Genomic DNA, 16,703 nt, shown 5'->3' with positions numbered 1-16,703 from the left:
CCATCGCAATATTCAATCAAGTTAAAGGAAAGGAGGGGAAGCGTACCTGGTTAAGCAAAATGGAATCAAACGAAAAATGCAATAAACGCTATAAATTTATAGGCTTATTGCATTAATCTTACCGGTAGCGGGAACGCGGCAATTCTCGAACTTTTATGAAGATCTTGAAGTAATTTCAAATAATACAATGATGCTGACTAAGCTTAATTACATCTCCACTTATCCCCGCAAACCCCTCTAACAGGTAGCCGGTATGTTATCTTTGGATATCGCCGTTCTCTGCTTTACCAGGCTCATCAAGCAATTGAATAGAGGATGCCGGGCCCAGATTTGGATCGGCCCATTGGCGGAGCGCCCAAACTACCTTTTTATCAGGAGTTACTTCAATTACCTGCACAACCTTTTTCCAGTCGGCTTTTTTTACACCGCCATACCAGTTACATATCACGGTGTTGCCATTGGCCAGCCTGCTTACCTCCTGCACAGTATATAAGGTTATCCCGGGCAGGTCGTTTTTATTAATTTCCCATACAATCTCTCCTTTGGGGTTCACCTCGCGAACATAGCCATGCTGGTTGCCGCTTATCAATGTGTTTCCGTTTTTCAATCTTACTGCCGCCCAGGCCGACGGAGCATCAACCGACCAGAGCTCTTTCCAGTCCTTATCATACTCCACTACTTTTCCAAGCCCCAGGTTGGCAATGAGGTAAGTACCTGCATTTGTATACCTGATATGCCTGAATTGCCCGTGTATGGTATTAGAATCGGTAATTGATTTGGTAGGTAAAACATGCTCCATTTCTACCTTCCCCGTTTTTATATTGATAATAAGAGCCTTGGCGGGGAGCCCGTTCTGGCAAATAAAAACCCTGTCAAGGCCAATAGGTTGCGCCGTATGAATCTGAGCGCCATACGGGGCCTCATAATTCCAAACCACTTTTTTGCTTTGGGTTATCTCGGTAGCGCCGCTTAAGCGCGAAAAAAGAATGTTCCCGTTAGAGAGCATTGTTGCATCGCCATACTCTCCATAGGTGCCCATTACAAATGTCCAAACCACCTTTCCGTTTTTAACAATATACATATTTTGGTCGGTCATTTTATGATCCTGCCATTCGCCGGCATACAAAAAAGGGTGCTGGTTTAATCCTGAACCCGGTAATGCCGGCAACGAATCCGGAGCGGATTGTGCGACAACTTTGTGCGCTATAAACACATTCAAGAATAATGTTAAAATCGCGCTTTTGTATTTCATCATATATCCGGTTTAATAATTAAAATTTATAATCTTACTTTTCTTTTTGGGGTAAAGTTGTGTTAAATTCTAATCAGCAATTTTGCGCTGCACAGATCAAATTTAAAAGGTTTTCCCTGACCGATATTTTTATTAATTGGCTTATATATGAGCAATTTATGCAAATTCTCTTTGATGTTGCCGCGGACTTATGAAAGCTGGCAAAGTTATTGAAGCCTCTTTCGTAACATACTTGTTTAATAAGCCTCCTATTATCGACCAGCAGCTTACAGGCATATTCCAATTTAGCTCCAGTAAAAACTGGAAATAGGTTTTTGTGTGTCCGGGATTTAAAATATTTGCAAAATGATATTGTTTTTAATAACCCATCCGGACCAACGAGGTATAAGTATTTAGGCACAAGCAACGCTTCATACTCCGCAAGCACCCGTTTTTTTGGTATTTTAGCTATTCAAATTTACACTCCCGTGGGGAGTATTTAAGAAAATGCAAAGCAACTATAAAAAAATCGATCTGCTTGGAAAGCCTTTCCTCCAAAAGTTGGTGGTAAAACCTCCCTTTGCGTATGATTTTCCGGTGGAAGAACGTGCCTGCTTTTTATATGTTTTGCAGGGCGAAATGCAGTTTCAATTTGAGGATGACCAAACGGATATTCCTGTTAATCACTCGCTGTTATTGAATTGCCTTAACTCCGGGAAACAAATTCGTAATACCAGAGACACCAGCGCGGGCGAAGTAGTCATCGTTACCTTTCACCCGGAAATTTTAAAGAAAATTTATGAAAGAGAATTGCCGGCGATAATTCAACCAGGCAAATCCATATCCAACCAATCGCATGGCAGGATCAATAATGAGTTTCTGATCCAGAAATATATTGAGGGATTGCTTTTTTATTTTGAGAACCCATCACTGGTAAATGATGAGATATTGATCTTAAAACTGAAGGAGATCATCCTTTTATTATCCCAAACGCAGCAGGTTGAAACCATTCAGGTTATTTTATCCCAGCTTTTTTCACCTGCAAAGTTTTCCTTCAAGCAAATTATTGAAGCCAACCTGTTTGCTCAGATCAACATTGAAGAATTGGCGCAAAAAACTAATTTAAGTGTTTCGTCATTTAAAAGAGAGTTTGCCAAATTATACAACGATACGCCTGCAAATTATATCAAGAACAAAAAGCTGGAAAAAGCCGCAGAACTGCTTTTGGCTTCTGATAACCGCATTGCCGACATTGCATATAATTGCGGGTTTAATGATCTGGCTAATTTTACCAAAAGCTTTCATGATAAATACCACCTCTCGCCAACCCATTACCGGCTGAACCAAATTGCCAAGTAATTGACCTGAATCACAAAACGCGTTTCCCGGCTGTGCTGCACCTTTGTATTGTCAATATCGACGATCAAAATTTAAATCATAAACAACATGAAACGCACAGCAAAAGCACATTGGGAAGGCACCATTAAAGAAGGTAAAGGCCAGTTAAGTACCCAAAGCGAAATTTTAAACCAAACCAACTACAGTTTCAAAACCCGTTTTACCGGCGAAGAAAAGGGCACCAATCCGGAAGAGTTGTTAGCCGCTGCACATGCCGGATGTTTTACCATGGCGGTTAGCCTGGCGTTAACAGAAAAAGGATTCAACCCTACATCGTTGGATACCGAAGCCACCTTAGTAATGGAAGGTGTTGCGATCACAAGTATCCATCTGGCTATTACAGGCGTGGTACCGGGTGTCGATGCTGCTGAGTTTGAAGCTATCGTAAACGGTGCGGAGAAAAATTGTTTGATCTCGAAAGTATTGAACATACCCATTAGTTCAGACGCTCGCCTGGTATCTTAATCTTTTTTTCATTACAGCACTCTTCAATTTTTATTAAAATGAGCTTAACTAATTTAGGGATATTTCATACGATCATTGGCATAACAGCCATTATTGCTGCTGTGATATCCTACATCAGGTTTGGTAAAATAAACCTAAGGCATAGTTCCGGCAAGATCTATTTGTATACAACGGTTATTACCTCGTTAACGGCATTAGGTATATCAAAACATGGCGGTTTCAATGCCGGGCATATTTTGCCCTGTTCATAGTTGTGTTGGTAGTAATAGCTTACCTACTTAATTTAAGAAAAAAGGGGAATACAAAAGCGCGTTTTTTCGAGAATTTCCTTTTGTCCTTTAGTTTTTTCTTATCGTGGGTTCCTACGGTTAATGAAACCTTAACCCGTGTTCCAATCGGACATCCGCTGGCTAAGGCACCAACAGACCCTATAATAGCAAAAACATTGCTTGTTATTTTAATACTATTTATAGCAGGATCGGTTTACCAATTTATAACGCAGAGAAAAATTAACAGAACTCCGCTGGTTGATTAAGTAGCCAGAATGAACCTGGTTCAGCAAAAAGGAACATCTGACCGGTGGTCCTTTTTGTTTTTTATCCGTTTCGGTTATAAGCCGGTATTTTGTAATTAACTTCATGCATGGCTGGTGTGTATGAGCACCGTATGATCAGAAATAAATCAGGCAATTACCTATTATAGTAACTGCCTGATTTTTAGGTAGGTGAACGGGACAATTCCCGAACTTTTTGGAGCATTTAAAAGCGATTACCAATTATAGCATATGCATATAACTATTGTTTAAGGAGCTTACTTCTGTTAATACATTGTGCACTTTAACACCCTTTTAAAATTAAAAAAGAGCTACTGCGAGACATGTCGATAACATGCGATACCTTCGGGTAGAATCTTTTAAATCCCAGGTTTTCATTATATTCGCTTTAAGGTGTTTTAAAATGCGGAAAGGAAAGGACTTAAAGGAAGAATGGAATGCTTTCATAAAAAAGGAAAGTGAGCCTGCTTTTTACGACCTTTACACGCATTATTTTCATTATCTCAGTTATATCGGGTTAAAAAAGGGATTTCCTGCAACCAAAGTAAAAGATAACATTAATGATCTTTTCCTTTATTTATGGGAAAATCGCACAACCCTTCAGCATACCCTTAATCATCATAATTATATACTCACAGCATTTCTTCGCAAACTTTACAGAAAAGAAAGTTTTAGCTCAGACGAGAGTTTGAAGCTTAATGAGTTAGAGGAGTTTGGTATGGTTCCTTCTGCGGAGGCGGTTCATATCATTAATGCTTCATCGGCCAATGTTAGCCGTATACTTAAAGAGTATGTCGGTCAATTACCCCAAAGCCAGCGTAATATGGTATATCAAAAATTCTATTTGGGCTTATCATACAAAGAAATAGCCGAAAATAACCAAGTCTCAATCAATACGGTATATAACACTATTTATAAAGCTGTAGATAAGCTTAGATCGCTTATGGGAAAAGAACAATTAGGCATTCTTTCTATTGCCATCACTATCCTAACAGCAATATTTTTTATTTTTTTCAAAAACCGATAGTGAAAACAGGTGCTTTGCTGCTCTATTTGCTAAAATCGCAAATAACACATGCAAGACAAAGACTTATCAGGCCTGATCGAGGATGAAAGTTTCCTGAACTATTGCTTGGGCAAAAACGCCGAAGACATTCGTTATTGGGAGAGTTGGCTAAAAGACAATCCGGGTCAGCGCGAAAAAATTGATGAGATCAAAAACCTGATCATTTTGCTGGGGCACGAAGCGAAAGAGCGGGAAGCCGATGAACAATACCAGCTTTTGAGACAGCGGATTGTGAATCCTGGAAAAGCATCAGAGCCTCTTAAACTGCTTCGTTATCCTGCCTGGCTAAAAGTCGCCGCCGCCGCCGCTATACTGATATTTGCTGCCGCAGGGTTTTATTTTACCAGGATGAAATCTGTACAGGTCAATCCTGTACCAATTAATTTGGTCGAAACGCCGATGATAAAGGATCATCAACTGATCAAATTGGCGGATGGAAGCACGGTTGTGCTTAACGCCAACAGCAGACTTAAATACCCCAGGATATTTAACTCGTCAACCCGCGAGGTTACCTTACTTGGCGAGGGATATTTCGACATCAGGCATGACGTATCCCATCCGTTTATTGTACATACCGGCAGGTTTAAAATAACTGTATTAGGTACAGCGTTTAATATTAAGGCCTATAACCACGAGAAAAAAATAACTGTTACAGTAACGCGCGGCAAAGTGAGCGTAAGCGATAATGCCAAAGTTTTAGGCGTAATTACCCCGGATCATCAACTTTCCTATAACAAAGAAGATAACAGCATCGTTCAGCTGCCTGTCAATTCTGCAAAAACCATCGAGTGGCAAACCAGGGATTTGTTTTTAGACGACATGACGATGCAACAGGCAGCAAAAGTACTCGAACAGCGTTTTAATGTTAAAATTCGCTTTTCGAGCGAAAACGTGAAGAAGTGCCGTTTCACCGGCACATTTATTCATGGCGAAAAACTCGAAGATATTTTACGCGTGATCTGCGACTTTAATAACGCCACTTATACCACATCAACTGAGGGTCAGGTCGTTATCAGTGGCGCGGGTTGCGCAGAGTAAAATAGTAAACAAACTCATATCCTAATTTATAACTAAACTTAAACCCCACTTAAATGAAAAAAATGTACGAAAATTAAGCCCCACAAAAAAACTCTCTGCTTTTAACAGAGAGTTTATGCATGTCTGCATCCGGCGGCAACCGGATACACACCGTTTTAAACAATTTTTCGAGGATCACTTAAAACAATCAAATTTATGAATTTTTCTGCACAATCAGCAGGAAGCGACCGGTGGCGTCTGTACACCGGGAAAGCTCTCATATTATCACCGCATGTAATCCGTAAAATTATGCGTATAAGTTTATGTACCGTAATCTTGTTGACAGCAAGCATTAATTTACTATCGGCCTTTGCTGTTAAGGGACAGAGCGCCGATAACGTAAATATCGTTATTGGCTTCAAAAACGAACCCCTTGAATCGGTTATTAAAAAGATCGAATTGGTAACACCGTTCAGGTTTGTATACCGGAGCGAAGATGTGAAGACGATGCCCAATGTTGACTTAAGTTCAGCGCAAAGAACAGTTGGACAAACACTTGATCTCATCTTTAATAACACGCCTTACTCGTATAAACAGCTCAACAACAGTATTATGATTGTTAAAAAGCCGCTTATGAAAACGGGTTCGCAGGTCGAGACACCCATGCCCGTTAGGCATTTTTTAAAAGTATACGTTACCGACGTAGATGGCGAATTGCTGGCATTTGCCAACGTAACTGTAAAAGGATCGGCCCGCGGAACATTCCAGGCTAACCAGGACGGTTATGTGTACGTACCCAGCATTAGTGATAAAGATGTACTGATGGTAAGCTTTGTTGGCTATATCACCCAGGAGGTAACTGTGGGCAGCCAGGAAACCATTCATATTAAAATGCTGCGCGACGTATCCGGGATGCTTAAAGAGGTGGCTATCATATCTAACGGTTACCAAACCATCCCACAGGAACGTAGTGCCGGCGCATTCTCTGCGGTAACTGCTAAAGATCTTGAAAAAGTTCCGGTTCCGAACATTATCCAACGTTTAGAAGGTATGGTCCCGGGGCTGCAGGTCGCTATTACCGCCGGCGACAGGACCTTTGATTATAACAACACCCAACAGGCATTAAATGGCAATACCAGGACCATAGGTGCCAACGACTACAATATGACGATCAGGGGCAACAGCACGCTTTCAGCAGAAAGCTTTCCACTGATCGTCATTGACGGAGCAGTAAGTAATTTGGACCTGTCTGCCATCAATCCTAACGATATCGATAACGTGACTTTTTTGAAAGACGCGGCAGCTGCATCAATCTGGGGAATACGTGCTGCAAACGGCGTAATTGTGATCACTACTAAAAAGGGGATCAACAGCGCTGTGCCAAAGATCAGTTTTTCTTCCAATTTTTCGCTTTCCGAAAAGCCGGATCTGGCTTACCTCAAAACCATGACATCGGCCCAGGAGCTTAACTACGAAAAAGAACTGGTGGTGAGAGGATTTGCGACCGACGCGACCAATGCCTCCTATGCTTATGCTGCCGTGAATGTCAGAAGCCAGGGTACTTTGCTGGCCCAGCAATTGGTTGCCGGTACCATTACCCAAGCACAATACGATGCCCAGGCGGCCCAGTTGAGTGCCATAGATAACCGTTCGCAAATATCGAAATACTTGCTTCAATCTGCACAAAGCCAGCAGTACAATTTGTCGGTAAGCGGCGGGAACGACCTATCCAATTATTATTATTCGGCGTCTTACAGTAAAGAACTGCCAAATGCAATAGGCAACTCTGCAAGCAGGCTAACCCTCAATCTGTCGCACAATTGGAAACTTCTTAAAGTTGCCGACCTGTCTGTAAATGTAAAGGGGTCGTTTTTTAAATATATCAACGATGGCATCTCGCTTTCTTCGTTATATACGCCATCCCAAGGGACGCTAATGCCATACAGCTTGCTAAAGGATGCCAACGGCAATAATTTGGCATATGATTATATTGTGCCCTCATCGTATACTGCAACGCTTTCGGCTTCACGCCCTAACTGGCAATACAGCCCTTTAAATGAATTAAACAATAATGATAATACACAAAAAGATAACGACTATACTGCTACACTGAATCTGAGGGTACCCCTGTTTAAAGGACTGACGGCTTCGGGTCTGTACGCTACGGAAAGGACGTTTAGCGCAACCAGGGTATTTTACAACCCGGATAGCTACTACTTCCGCAATTTTATCAACTATTATACAGCTCCCGCAGCTTCGACCAATAGTATCGGGATTAGCAATGGCGGCATATTAAATTTAGTGAATACCAGCAACGACAATTATACTGTACGGGGGCAATTGGATTATAGCCGCACTTTTGCCGAAGTCCACCAGATAACTGCTTTAGCAGGAACGGAAATTCGCGAAACCCAGGCAAGCCAGGGTCTGGAAACGCTTTACGGCTACAATCTGTCTTCGGGCTTAAGTACAGGTGTTAATGCGGGCGCCACTTCGGCTACCAATGTAGGTTATGCAACCATAGCCGGCTTTAATTCAAATTTGCCTTCCCCTACTTCACAAGGCGATAAAACACGCCGTTATTTGTCATATTATGGCAACGCCGCTTATACTTATAAGGGTAAGTATGTTTTAACGGGCAGCGTTCGCTATGATGACTACAATAACTTTGGTTTAGACAGGCAATACCGCGCAACACCGGCCTGGTCGGGTGGTTTAAAATGGAACCTGAGCGACGAGCAGTTTATGAAACCTTTAACATGGGTCAATCATCTCGATATACGGGCCACCTATGGTATTAACGGTAACATATCTACTACGGTATATCCGTTTACCTATATCTCTATCGGGACAGACGGAACCACGGGGCTGCCTAATTCAAGTATCATCTTTATTGCAAACCCACAGCTTAAATGGGAGAAAACCTATGTTACGAATTTAGCAACAGACTTTTCTTTGCTGAATAACCGCCTTAACGGCTCTGTTGACTTTTATAAAAAGGACGGGCAAGACATCCTGGCGTCTTTTGCAGTAAACAATACCTATACAGGCAACATCAACAACGGTATCGTCGTTGAAAACTCCAGCCACCTTACCGGTAAGGGCGTTGACGTAGGCCTGAACGGGATCGCTTACACTAACAAAAACTGGAGATGGAGCATTGGCGGGGTATTTTCGTACAACACCAATACTTTGGAAGATGACCGTTATACTAAACAATATACCAGTTCGGCATTTGCCACCACAAGTTATTATGCAAATCCGGTAAGTATCGCCTATTTATCAGGCTATCCGACCGATAAGATATTGGTTTTCAGGAACGCAGGTTTAGATGCAAACGGACTCACCCAGGTATACGCGGAAGATGGGAGTATTATTAAGTCCACTACTGCAGCTATTCCCACTTTAGGTACTTTAAAATATGCCGGCCGCCGTATAGCACCTTATTACGGCAGTTGGAATACCTCGGTACGTTTTAAGGATTTTACCTTCTATGCTTTGGCCACTTATCAATTCGGCAATGTTTTCTTAAAACCGAGTATCGGAAGTTACACAACATCAAACTACGCGGTTAAATACGATTTGAGCGCCGACATTGCCAAGAGGTGGCAAAACCCCGGCGACGAAGCCAGCACCAACGTTCCCGGATTAAACGGCACGGCAACTGCTATTAATACAAGCCTGGTGCGTTACCAGTACTCCGACATCAATGTCTTAAAAGGCGATTATATACGCCTGCGCGAACTGTCGTTAAGTTACCAGCTGCCTACGGTCCTGATCAATAAAATTAAAATCAAGGCCGCGAACGTAAATTTTGCGGTTCGTAATCTTGGTTTGCTGTGGACAGCCAACAAACAAGGTTACGATCCGGATTTTGTGAACACCCTCGACCGGGCATACAGCCTGCCGGCAGCGCGCTCATACATTCTTTCATTAAATGTAAACCTGTAACAGTTGATCAACCATGAAATCATTATATAAATATTTAGGTACCGCCGTCTCAATATTGTTGTTTGCCGGTTGCGAGAAATATGTAGATATCAAAACCCAGGGGCAATTAACGCCAAAGGATATCACCAACTACCGTTACTTGCTTAATAATACATCCGCCTATGAAACAGGTCCGCGCATGAGTGACCTGGCATCTGATGACGCGGGAATTGCAGACGGAAGCACGCAGCAGCTGGCCCTCTCCGCCAGTGTTTCTTATGCGTGGTTTGCCAATAGTTACACCTGGCAGGCCGCCTACCCAGTTACCAGTACGGCCTATACCGATTACGAATGGAACGCAATGTATAACACAATCGCCTATTGCAACACCATCACTACCGAAGTACCCGGCAGCACCGGCGGGACAGATGCCGATAAAGCTGAACTGATTGCTGAAGCATTAGTACACCGTGCCGATGCTTACCTCATGCTGATCAACACTTACGCAAAACCCTATAACCCGGCAACCGCCGCAGCAGATCCGGGTGTCCCTTTGCTGTTAACCGAAACCACGGTGCAATCGCTGGTGCGCACACCGGTACAAACTGTTTATGATCAGATCATCGGTGACCTGAAAAAAGCCGTACCATCATTATTGGCAACACAAACGTTCAATACCATTCCGTCAAAATCATCCGCTTACGGCGAGTTGGCGCGGTGTTACCTGTATATGAATGATTATGCTAACGCTTCTAAATATGCCGATAGTGCTTTAGCTATCAAATCTACATTGAACGATCTCGGTGGATTGACATCGGTATCGACGGCCAATTATCCACTAAGAAAATCCGATCCGGAAATATTATTGTCAAAAGTTCCGTACGGCGGCGTGCCCTTTTCCCCGACTGTTATTCGGTTGAGTGATGACCTACTAACGCTATTAGGAACAAAAGACCAGCGGTATAACCTGTTTACCTGTTTACCAAGTGTAATTACTTCGTCGTACACGGCAGCCGGCGGCCGGTTTTTTTATAAAGATAAAGCCTTGAATGAGGCTCGTAATATCGGCCCGTCGGTGCCGGAAATGATGCTGATCAAGGCCGAAGCCTACGCTCGCGCAGGCGATGTAACCAACGCCATGCTGTGGGTAAATAACCTGCGTAAAAAACGTTTTAAAGCAGTTGATTACGTTGACCTTACTGCAGCCAACGCAGCCGACGCTTTAGGAAAAGTGATTGATGAGCGCCATCGCGAGTTTTTTTGCCGGATGTTGCGTTGGTGGGATATGCGTCGTCTAAAGGGTGAAGCCCAGTTTCAAAAAACGTATACCCGTACCTATGCGGGCATAACCTACACCCTCGAACCAACAAGTAACAAGTATACTTTCCAGATAGCTGGCTACCTTATCGGGCTTAACCCCGAAATAGTTCAGAACCCATAATCAGTTCAGTTAATTCTTCCCGGCCTGCCGTATGCAGGTCGGGTTGATTGTCAACCGCTGTAGAAATATTGATATTGTCAAAACGTCTTCAAATGAAATATTTAAAACCCTATTTTACACTCTTTGCGCTAACCCTGTTGTGTCAGGCCTATGCGCAGCCTAAAGAGAGCCTGACCTATGAACCGCAGCGCCCTTTGCCGGGGCAAACCCTTGCCATTAGCTACAGCCCGGCAGGCACGCCGCTTCAGGGGAAAAAAGATATCAGGGGAGTTGTTTACCTGTATAATAACTATCAATGGCAAACGATCGACCTGGCTTTAAAACCCACTGGTAAAGAACAATTCAATGCTGCGCTACCTCTTGCTAAAGATTGCGGCGCTGCCGTTTTTAAATTTATGGCAGGCGATAGTACAGACAATAACCACGACAAGAGTTATGTAATTATGCTGGGGGATCCCGCCGGCGGCATGTACAATGCCCCGGGTGCCTATGCGGCCTGGGGCTTGCTGAGGGCAAAACGTTTCGGTTATGGCATACCCGGCTATTTTAAAAACCCTCAAATAACGGATACGGCCTTTTATTATTGGATGAACAACGAAATCACACGGCACCCGAAAGAATCCAGCGAAGAACTGGCGGTACCTTTTGCCAAAGGTATATATGCTTACCAGGGACAGGCAGGTATCAAAAGGATAAACAATGCCATCACCTTTTTATCCCAGCGCGGCGGGGAAAAAAACCTGATGCGGGTGCGGGAGATCTATTCAACAGTACTGCGGCAAAAAGCCCCGGCCGATTCTTTGGACAACTTAATGGCGACTGAATTCCCACATGGGAGTATTGCCGCTTTACGGGCCTATCAGAAGCTAAACGGCGAGCGCGATTTTGCCAAAAAAATAAGTTTGTCAGAACAGTTCCTGGTTGATTTTCCACAGTCAGCAGCCGACCCGGCATTTGATGAAGAAAACCGGATTTCGTACGCTGCGGTTTATCAAAACATCATCATTTTGAATGCCATGAACAAGAATTTTGACGTATTAAACCGATATATCGGCCAGATGCCCTACTATGCTGTCATCGTAGTTTATTATAAAATCATCCAGATAGCTCATAACCGGAAAGATGAATCCGATGAAAAGCTTTTTCCTTACGCCAAGATGCTGGTTGATAAAATGGAGACGTTCCGCAATCAGCAACCAAGCGAGTATTGGTACCTGGCCCCTTCGGAGTGGAAAAAGCAGTTTGAAAATGATATGGCTAATTCATTTTTGATTACGCATGTCAACTTATTGAAAAACATCGGCAAATATGATGAAGCCCTTCAATATGCGCTACAGGCCCAGCAGACATTAGGGTATAAAAAAGCGGCGTTAAACAACGATGAAGTTTTTTTACTGAACCATCAGGGGAGAAAAGCAGAAACTGACGAGGTGTTAATCAAAAGCATGTATGAAAATCAAAGTTCGCCGGAAATGATCGCGTTGATTAAGGACAATTATATTCATCAGTATAAATCAGCAGATGGCTTTGATAATTACCTGCAGTCATTAAAAAATGCAGCGGAAGCCAAGGCGTCAACTGCCAAATTGGAAATGCTGAACAAAGAAATGCCCGATTGGAATATGTACGATGCTTCCGGCAAATTGATAAGGTTTAAAGATCTGCGTGGCAAAACCCTGGTTATGGACTTCTGGGCCTCCTGGTGTGTACCTTGCAAAGCATCTTTCCCAGGTATGCAATTAGCCGTTGAGAAATACAGGAATGACCCTGATGTGGAGTTCTATTTTGTCGATACCGAAGAGCGGGCACCGGATTATAAAGCACAGATAAATCAATTTATTAAAGATAATCACTATCCCTTTCATGTTTTATTCGATAACAAACTAAAGGGAGGGAGCATGACCGAAGAGGTTTATAATAGTATTTGCAAAGCTTTCAGTATATCTGGCATCCCTCAGAAACTGATCATTGATAAAAACGGGAGGCTCCGTTTTTTAGCAGTGGGATATAAAGGTAGCCCCAGCGCACTGGCCGACGAAATAGCTGCTATGGTTGAAGCCACCAAAAAAGTCAATTAAACGAAATGAAAAGCCGGATACTATTTCTCGGAATTGCACTCTATGCTATTATCTTAGGTGCAAAAGGCCAAACAACCAGTCAGGAAACCGTTTTTACTACAGACAGTGTTATGTATGACAATGCAGACCGGTCGATTAAATTTGGCGCAACTTTAACGTTACCTGTTACCCATAAGCCTTGCCCTGCTGTAATCATTGTTTCAGGAACCGGTAAGCAGGACCGTGACGGAACAATGGGCGGACACAAGTTATTCGCGGCCATCGCCACTTACCTATCGGCCAGAGGCATCGCTGTGCTACGGGTTGATGATCGAGGTACCGGCTTAACAACCGGAGTTTACGAAACATCAACTACCGGCGATTTTGCCGATGATGTAACGGCGGGGCTTAGTTATCTGAAAACCCGCAAAGAGATCGATCCGAAAAAGATTGGATTGATCGGCCATAGCGAGGGTGGAGCCGTTATCTCGATTGTGGCATCAAAATCAAAAGACGTTGCTTTTTTAATCAGCATAGCCGGCCTCGCGTCAAGTGGCTTAGACGCCTTGCGTAAACAAAACGACGACCTGGTAGCCAGCTCTAAACTACCCGATTATAATAAAAAACGATCAAACGAGATCAATCATATCATGTTCGATACAGTATATGCGTATGCCAATTCATCACTGCTCGGACAAAAAATCACTGCAACTTATGATACCTGGAAAAAAACGGATGATGAATACTTCAAAACACTTAATGTGCAGTTTGATCACTTTCGTTTTCCTGTCTACAGCTACACTAAAACTGCTACCGGTGCATGGTATCGGTATTTTATCAGGTATGATCCTGCAAATTATTTGACGAAGGTTAAAGTGCCGATACTCGCCCTCAATGGCGACAGGGATTTGATGGTTGATGCCCGGCAGAACTTAACGAACTGGAAAAAATATCCGGCAATGGGCGGAAATAAAAAAGTGACCACCGTAACACTACCAGGTGTAAACCATTTGTTTCAGCATTGTAAGAGCTGTACTGTTCAGGAATACGCCCAACTTAACGAAACGTTTGATGCTGAAGCCTTATCCATTATTGATCATTGGATTGATCAATATTTTGAATAGTATTGAAGAGTTAGGTAAGGGTTGCAAAGACCGACATGTTTGAAATTTCCATTAATGCTGTTCCAAAAAAGGATTATAAGGTTACCGATGATAATTTCCTTTTTTACAAAATGGGATTGTCCGGCACAAAATGTAGTTCATAATTGTTAAAATTGCTTATGAAATATTTTCTCATAGCGGCATTACTTATTCTGAACTTTCGGGTTCGCGCACAGCAGAATGACCTGTTTAAACAGATCAATACCCATATCGAGAATGCACTGGATAAATATTACAAGCCGGATACGGATTCGGTACGGAAATATTGCCGGATTGGAACGGTTTTCGCCAAATTCGAGGTAAATAAGGAAGGGGCGATCTGCAATGTCGCTTTTAGCGACAGATCGCCCCGCTTTATCACCGATGCATTGACTAAAGCTTTTGATCTGTTCCATCGGGACGTTGAATTAATAAGCATGCTCAAGAAGGTGAGCAAGCCGGTAATGCTCCCTTTTCTTTATTACTACAAAAAGGGTTGCAACCTACCTGATGGTAGTCTGACGACCAAAAAGGCAGATACGGAGAAATTTTGGGAAACATATGTCAAATCAACGGCCGATCTCGATCACACGGCGGAGACCGTCGAAAGGATGTTGCGTTTCGACGGTAAAGAATTGTTCGCCATTGATTGTATCTTGTTAAGTCCATTCACGGTCGCCGAGACAAACCCCATGTATTGACAATATCCATATCAACGAAAAAGGCTCCGCGTAGCGTTGGAGCCTTTTTTATAATGGCTGGTTGCCGGTGAGAGGTTGAAAGAGGTGGTTAATTCGACACTGGATTAGTATACCGAATAGAATGGTGAGGTATACCGACTAGTAAACCTTTTAAACTCCTGAGGCAAAAAATGAGGGTATAAAAAAGCCTCTCAGATTTCTCTAAGAGGCTTTCAATTTGATTCGGTAGCGGGAACGCGCCAATTCTCGAACTTTTTTGAAGATTTGAATCTTGTTTATAAAGAAATTGAAAATTGCCTTTAACTATGATTTTTAGTTTTTTTTGGAAGAAATAGGCTAATAGCAAAATATAGATCGTTAAACTTTATCTATATTATTTACTTAGTGCTGAATATAAACCGGTTCTTTTTCATCCCCAATTGGGACTACGCTGAAAATACTATCGTTTTTTATTAAATCGGCCTGCTTCAAATCTACCCTCACCATTGGCCCATCGGCAGCGAGCTCGCTGCCAGCTACGTTGGATTTAAAGATAGGCCAAACCAATTGGGCATACCAGGGATCGGCCTCGTAATGCGAAATACCATAAGCCGCAGGATATTGCCTTGAAATATGGGCCGTTCCGAAAATAATATCCCAAATAAAAAACATATTACCAAAGTTGCCTTTGTAGTAACCTACGCCATCATCGGTAGTGGCTGCGTGGTGAGCATGGTGCGTGGCTGGGGTAGAGATAGTCCGCTCTAAAACCCAGGCAACCGGATGTAAAATTTTATATTGATAAAAGGGTTTGTCCCATGGAATGCTTGAGTGAGCCAATGTGGTGATCACGCTTTTTACACCTTTTACAATCACCGCCGGTACACCAAGCCCCATATAAACCAGTGTGGCCGTAACATAGGTTTGCGAAAAGAACAACGAGTAAATAACATTTTGGCGGCTGGCCATTGCCATACCCATATAATCAGCCGAATGGTGCGTGCGGTGGAAACGCCATAGCCAGGGCAACTCGTGGTGGAGGCGGTGATACCAGTACTGCGTGAGATCATCAGTTATAGCAATGATAATCGCTCCCCAGAAAAATGGAACCCAGCTAAATGCACTTTTAAAATCGGGAAATACGAGCGGTAAAAACTTTAGGCTAAAGTAAGCCACAGCCGGGCGGATAACCAGTTTTGGCAGGGTATAGCAGGTAATGTCAACCCAGCGTTCGTTTTTGTTCCATTTCTTTTTGTATAGGCCGAACGAAAACTCCAGGATACCCAGTGTCCATACAAAAATAACAAACCCGTGGCCATCGGCCCCAAGGTATGTTTGTTCGAGATATTTGAGCATAATTTTAACGATTTATGGTTAATTGATTAGTTTTTACCGGCTTTTGATTTTTAAGCCACGGGCGCTGACCGGTGAAATAAAAAGTAGCGATCATTAATGCTATCGGCAGCAAATAAATGAACAGACTCAGGACAGCATTCCTGATGATGCGTTGCCGTACGTGATTTTCTAATTTCATGATTTCTGGGCTGATAGGTTTACATGGCTTACTTTGGTTTGTACCGGCTGATCGGTCAATATCTTCCGGATCAGTGTTAATCCGCCAACTGTAATGATCAGCGGGATGAGGGAGATAACGATACCCAGCAGTATCTTTTTCCCCAGGAGGTTTACATCATTGAGTGTCATCGATTATTGTTTTTGATTG

14 protein-coding genes are annotated in these 16,703 nt (G+C 42.9%); 10 read left to right on the top strand and 4 right to left on the bottom strand.

The window, feature by feature from the left end; genetic code table 11:
* Positions 1–256: 256 nt before the first annotated feature.
* Positions 257–1,255, bottom strand: a complete 999-nt coding sequence (locus BEL04_RS11125; RefSeq protein WP_139113009.1) for a hypothetical protein — start codon at positions 1,253–1,255, stop codon at positions 257–259.
* 483 nt (positions 1,256–1,738) lie between these two features.
* Between BEL04_RS11125 and BEL04_RS11120 the strand changes: the two genes are divergently transcribed.
* From BEL04_RS11120 to BEL04_RS11075, 10 genes are all read left to right on the top strand, one after another.
* Complete coding sequence (locus BEL04_RS11120) at positions 1,739–2,590, top strand: AraC family transcriptional regulator (RefSeq protein ID WP_066003736.1); 852 nt, start codon at positions 1,739–1,741, stop codon at positions 2,588–2,590.
* Positions 2,591–2,677: 87 nt separating this feature from the next.
* Positions 2,678–3,094: an OsmC family protein gene (locus BEL04_RS11115; RefSeq protein ID WP_066003734.1), complete on the top strand. Its 417-nt coding sequence runs from the start codon at positions 2,678–2,680 to the stop codon at positions 3,092–3,094.
* Between the two features lie 38 nt (positions 3,095–3,132).
* Positions 3,133–3,345: a hypothetical protein gene (locus BEL04_RS24510; RefSeq protein WP_217493636.1), complete on the top strand. Its 213-nt coding sequence runs from the start codon at positions 3,133–3,135 to the stop codon at positions 3,343–3,345.
* A gap of 705 nt (positions 3,346–4,050) precedes the next feature.
* Positions 4,051–4,674 (top strand): RNA polymerase sigma factor, encoded by a 624-nt coding sequence (locus BEL04_RS11105; protein ID WP_066003731.1) that lies wholly within the window; start codon positions 4,051–4,053, stop codon positions 4,672–4,674.
* A 48-nt stretch (positions 4,675–4,722) separates the two neighbouring features.
* Entirely contained in the window at positions 4,723–5,751 is a 1,029-nt protein-coding gene (locus BEL04_RS11100) for a FecR family protein (protein WP_066003729.1), read from the top strand.
* Between the two features lie 288 nt (positions 5,752–6,039).
* Complete coding sequence (locus BEL04_RS11095; protein WP_254659561.1) at positions 6,040–9,681, top strand: SusC/RagA family TonB-linked outer membrane protein; 3,642 nt, start codon at positions 6,040–6,042, stop codon at positions 9,679–9,681.
* 13 nt (positions 9,682–9,694) lie between these two features.
* Positions 9,695–11,101, top strand: coding sequence for a RagB/SusD family nutrient uptake outer membrane protein (locus tag BEL04_RS11090; RefSeq protein WP_066003724.1), 1,407 nt, complete (start codon positions 9,695–9,697; stop codon positions 11,099–11,101).
* A 92-nt stretch (positions 11,102–11,193) separates the two neighbouring features.
* Entirely contained in the window at positions 11,194–13,179 is a 1,986-nt protein-coding gene (locus BEL04_RS11085) for a TlpA disulfide reductase family protein (RefSeq protein WP_066003722.1), read from the top strand.
* A 5-nt stretch (positions 13,180–13,184) separates the two neighbouring features.
* Complete coding sequence (locus tag BEL04_RS11080; RefSeq protein WP_066003719.1) at positions 13,185–14,282, top strand: S9 family peptidase; 1,098 nt, start codon at positions 13,185–13,187, stop codon at positions 14,280–14,282.
* A 158-nt stretch (positions 14,283–14,440) separates the two neighbouring features.
* Positions 14,441–15,001 (top strand): hypothetical protein, encoded by a 561-nt coding sequence (locus BEL04_RS11075; protein WP_066003717.1) that lies wholly within the window; start codon positions 14,441–14,443, stop codon positions 14,999–15,001.
* 381 nt (positions 15,002–15,382) lie between these two features.
* On the opposite strand, the gene BEL04_RS11070 is transcribed toward BEL04_RS11075, so the two are convergent.
* From BEL04_RS11070 to BEL04_RS24285, 3 genes are read right to left on the bottom strand one after another with little or no spacing between them, the layout of a single operon-like run.
* Entirely contained in the window at positions 15,383–16,336 is a 954-nt protein-coding gene (locus BEL04_RS11070) for a sterol desaturase family protein (RefSeq protein WP_066003716.1), read from the bottom strand.
* Positions 16,337–16,340: 4 nt separating this feature from the next.
* Positions 16,341–16,514 (bottom strand): hypothetical protein, encoded by a 174-nt coding sequence (locus tag BEL04_RS24290; protein WP_175404059.1) that lies wholly within the window; start codon positions 16,512–16,514, stop codon positions 16,341–16,343.
* Positions 16,511–16,684 (bottom strand): hypothetical protein, encoded by a 174-nt coding sequence (locus tag BEL04_RS24285; protein WP_175404058.1) that lies wholly within the window; start codon positions 16,682–16,684, stop codon positions 16,511–16,513. The genes BEL04_RS24290 and BEL04_RS24285 overlap by 4 nt, the downstream gene beginning before the upstream one ends.
* Positions 16,685–16,703 lie beyond the last annotated feature (19 nt).

This window comes from Mucilaginibacter sp. PPCGB 2223 (assembly GCF_001705515.1).
Taxonomy (GTDB): domain Bacteria; phylum Bacteroidota; class Bacteroidia; order Sphingobacteriales; family Sphingobacteriaceae; genus Mucilaginibacter.
The sequence above is the reverse complement of the archived record's forward strand: the minus strand, read 5'-3'. Positions and strand labels throughout refer to the sequence as shown.

Bases quoted from the DNA above. Each gene is read 5' to 3' on its own strand.
- BEL04_RS11125 (WP_139113009.1), bottom strand. From the start codon at position 1,255: ATGATGAAATACAAAAGCGCGATTTTAACATTATTCTTGAATGTGTTT.
- BEL04_RS11120 (WP_066003736.1), top strand. From the start codon at position 1,739: ATGCAAAGCAACTATAAAAAAATCGATCTGCTTGGAAAGCCTTTCCTC.
- BEL04_RS11115 (WP_066003734.1), top strand. From the start codon at position 2,678: ATGAAACGCACAGCAAAAGCACATTGGGAAGGCACCATTAAAGAAGGT.
- BEL04_RS24510 (WP_217493636.1), top strand. From the start codon at position 3,133: ATGAGCTTAACTAATTTAGGGATATTTCATACGATCATTGGCATAACA.
- BEL04_RS11105 (WP_066003731.1), top strand. From the start codon at position 4,051: ATGCGGAAAGGAAAGGACTTAAAGGAAGAATGGAATGCTTTCATAAAA.
- BEL04_RS11100 (WP_066003729.1), top strand. From the start codon at position 4,723: ATGCAAGACAAAGACTTATCAGGCCTGATCGAGGATGAAAGTTTCCTG.
- BEL04_RS11095 (WP_254659561.1), top strand. From the start codon at position 6,040: ATGCGTATAAGTTTATGTACCGTAATCTTGTTGACAGCAAGCATTAAT.
- BEL04_RS11090 (WP_066003724.1), top strand. From the start codon at position 9,695: ATGAAATCATTATATAAATATTTAGGTACCGCCGTCTCAATATTGTTG.
- BEL04_RS11085 (WP_066003722.1), top strand. From the start codon at position 11,194: ATGAAATATTTAAAACCCTATTTTACACTCTTTGCGCTAACCCTGTTG.
- BEL04_RS11080 (WP_066003719.1), top strand. From the start codon at position 13,185: ATGAAAAGCCGGATACTATTTCTCGGAATTGCACTCTATGCTATTATC.
- BEL04_RS11075 (WP_066003717.1), top strand. From the start codon at position 14,441: ATGAAATATTTTCTCATAGCGGCATTACTTATTCTGAACTTTCGGGTT.
- BEL04_RS11070 (WP_066003716.1), bottom strand. From the start codon at position 16,336: ATGCTCAAATATCTCGAACAAACATACCTTGGGGCCGATGGCCACGGG.
- BEL04_RS24290 (WP_175404059.1), bottom strand. From the start codon at position 16,514: ATGAAATTAGAAAATCACGTACGGCAACGCATCATCAGGAATGCTGTC.
- BEL04_RS24285 (WP_175404058.1), bottom strand. From the start codon at position 16,684: ATGACACTCAATGATGTAAACCTCCTGGGGAAAAAGATACTGCTGGGT.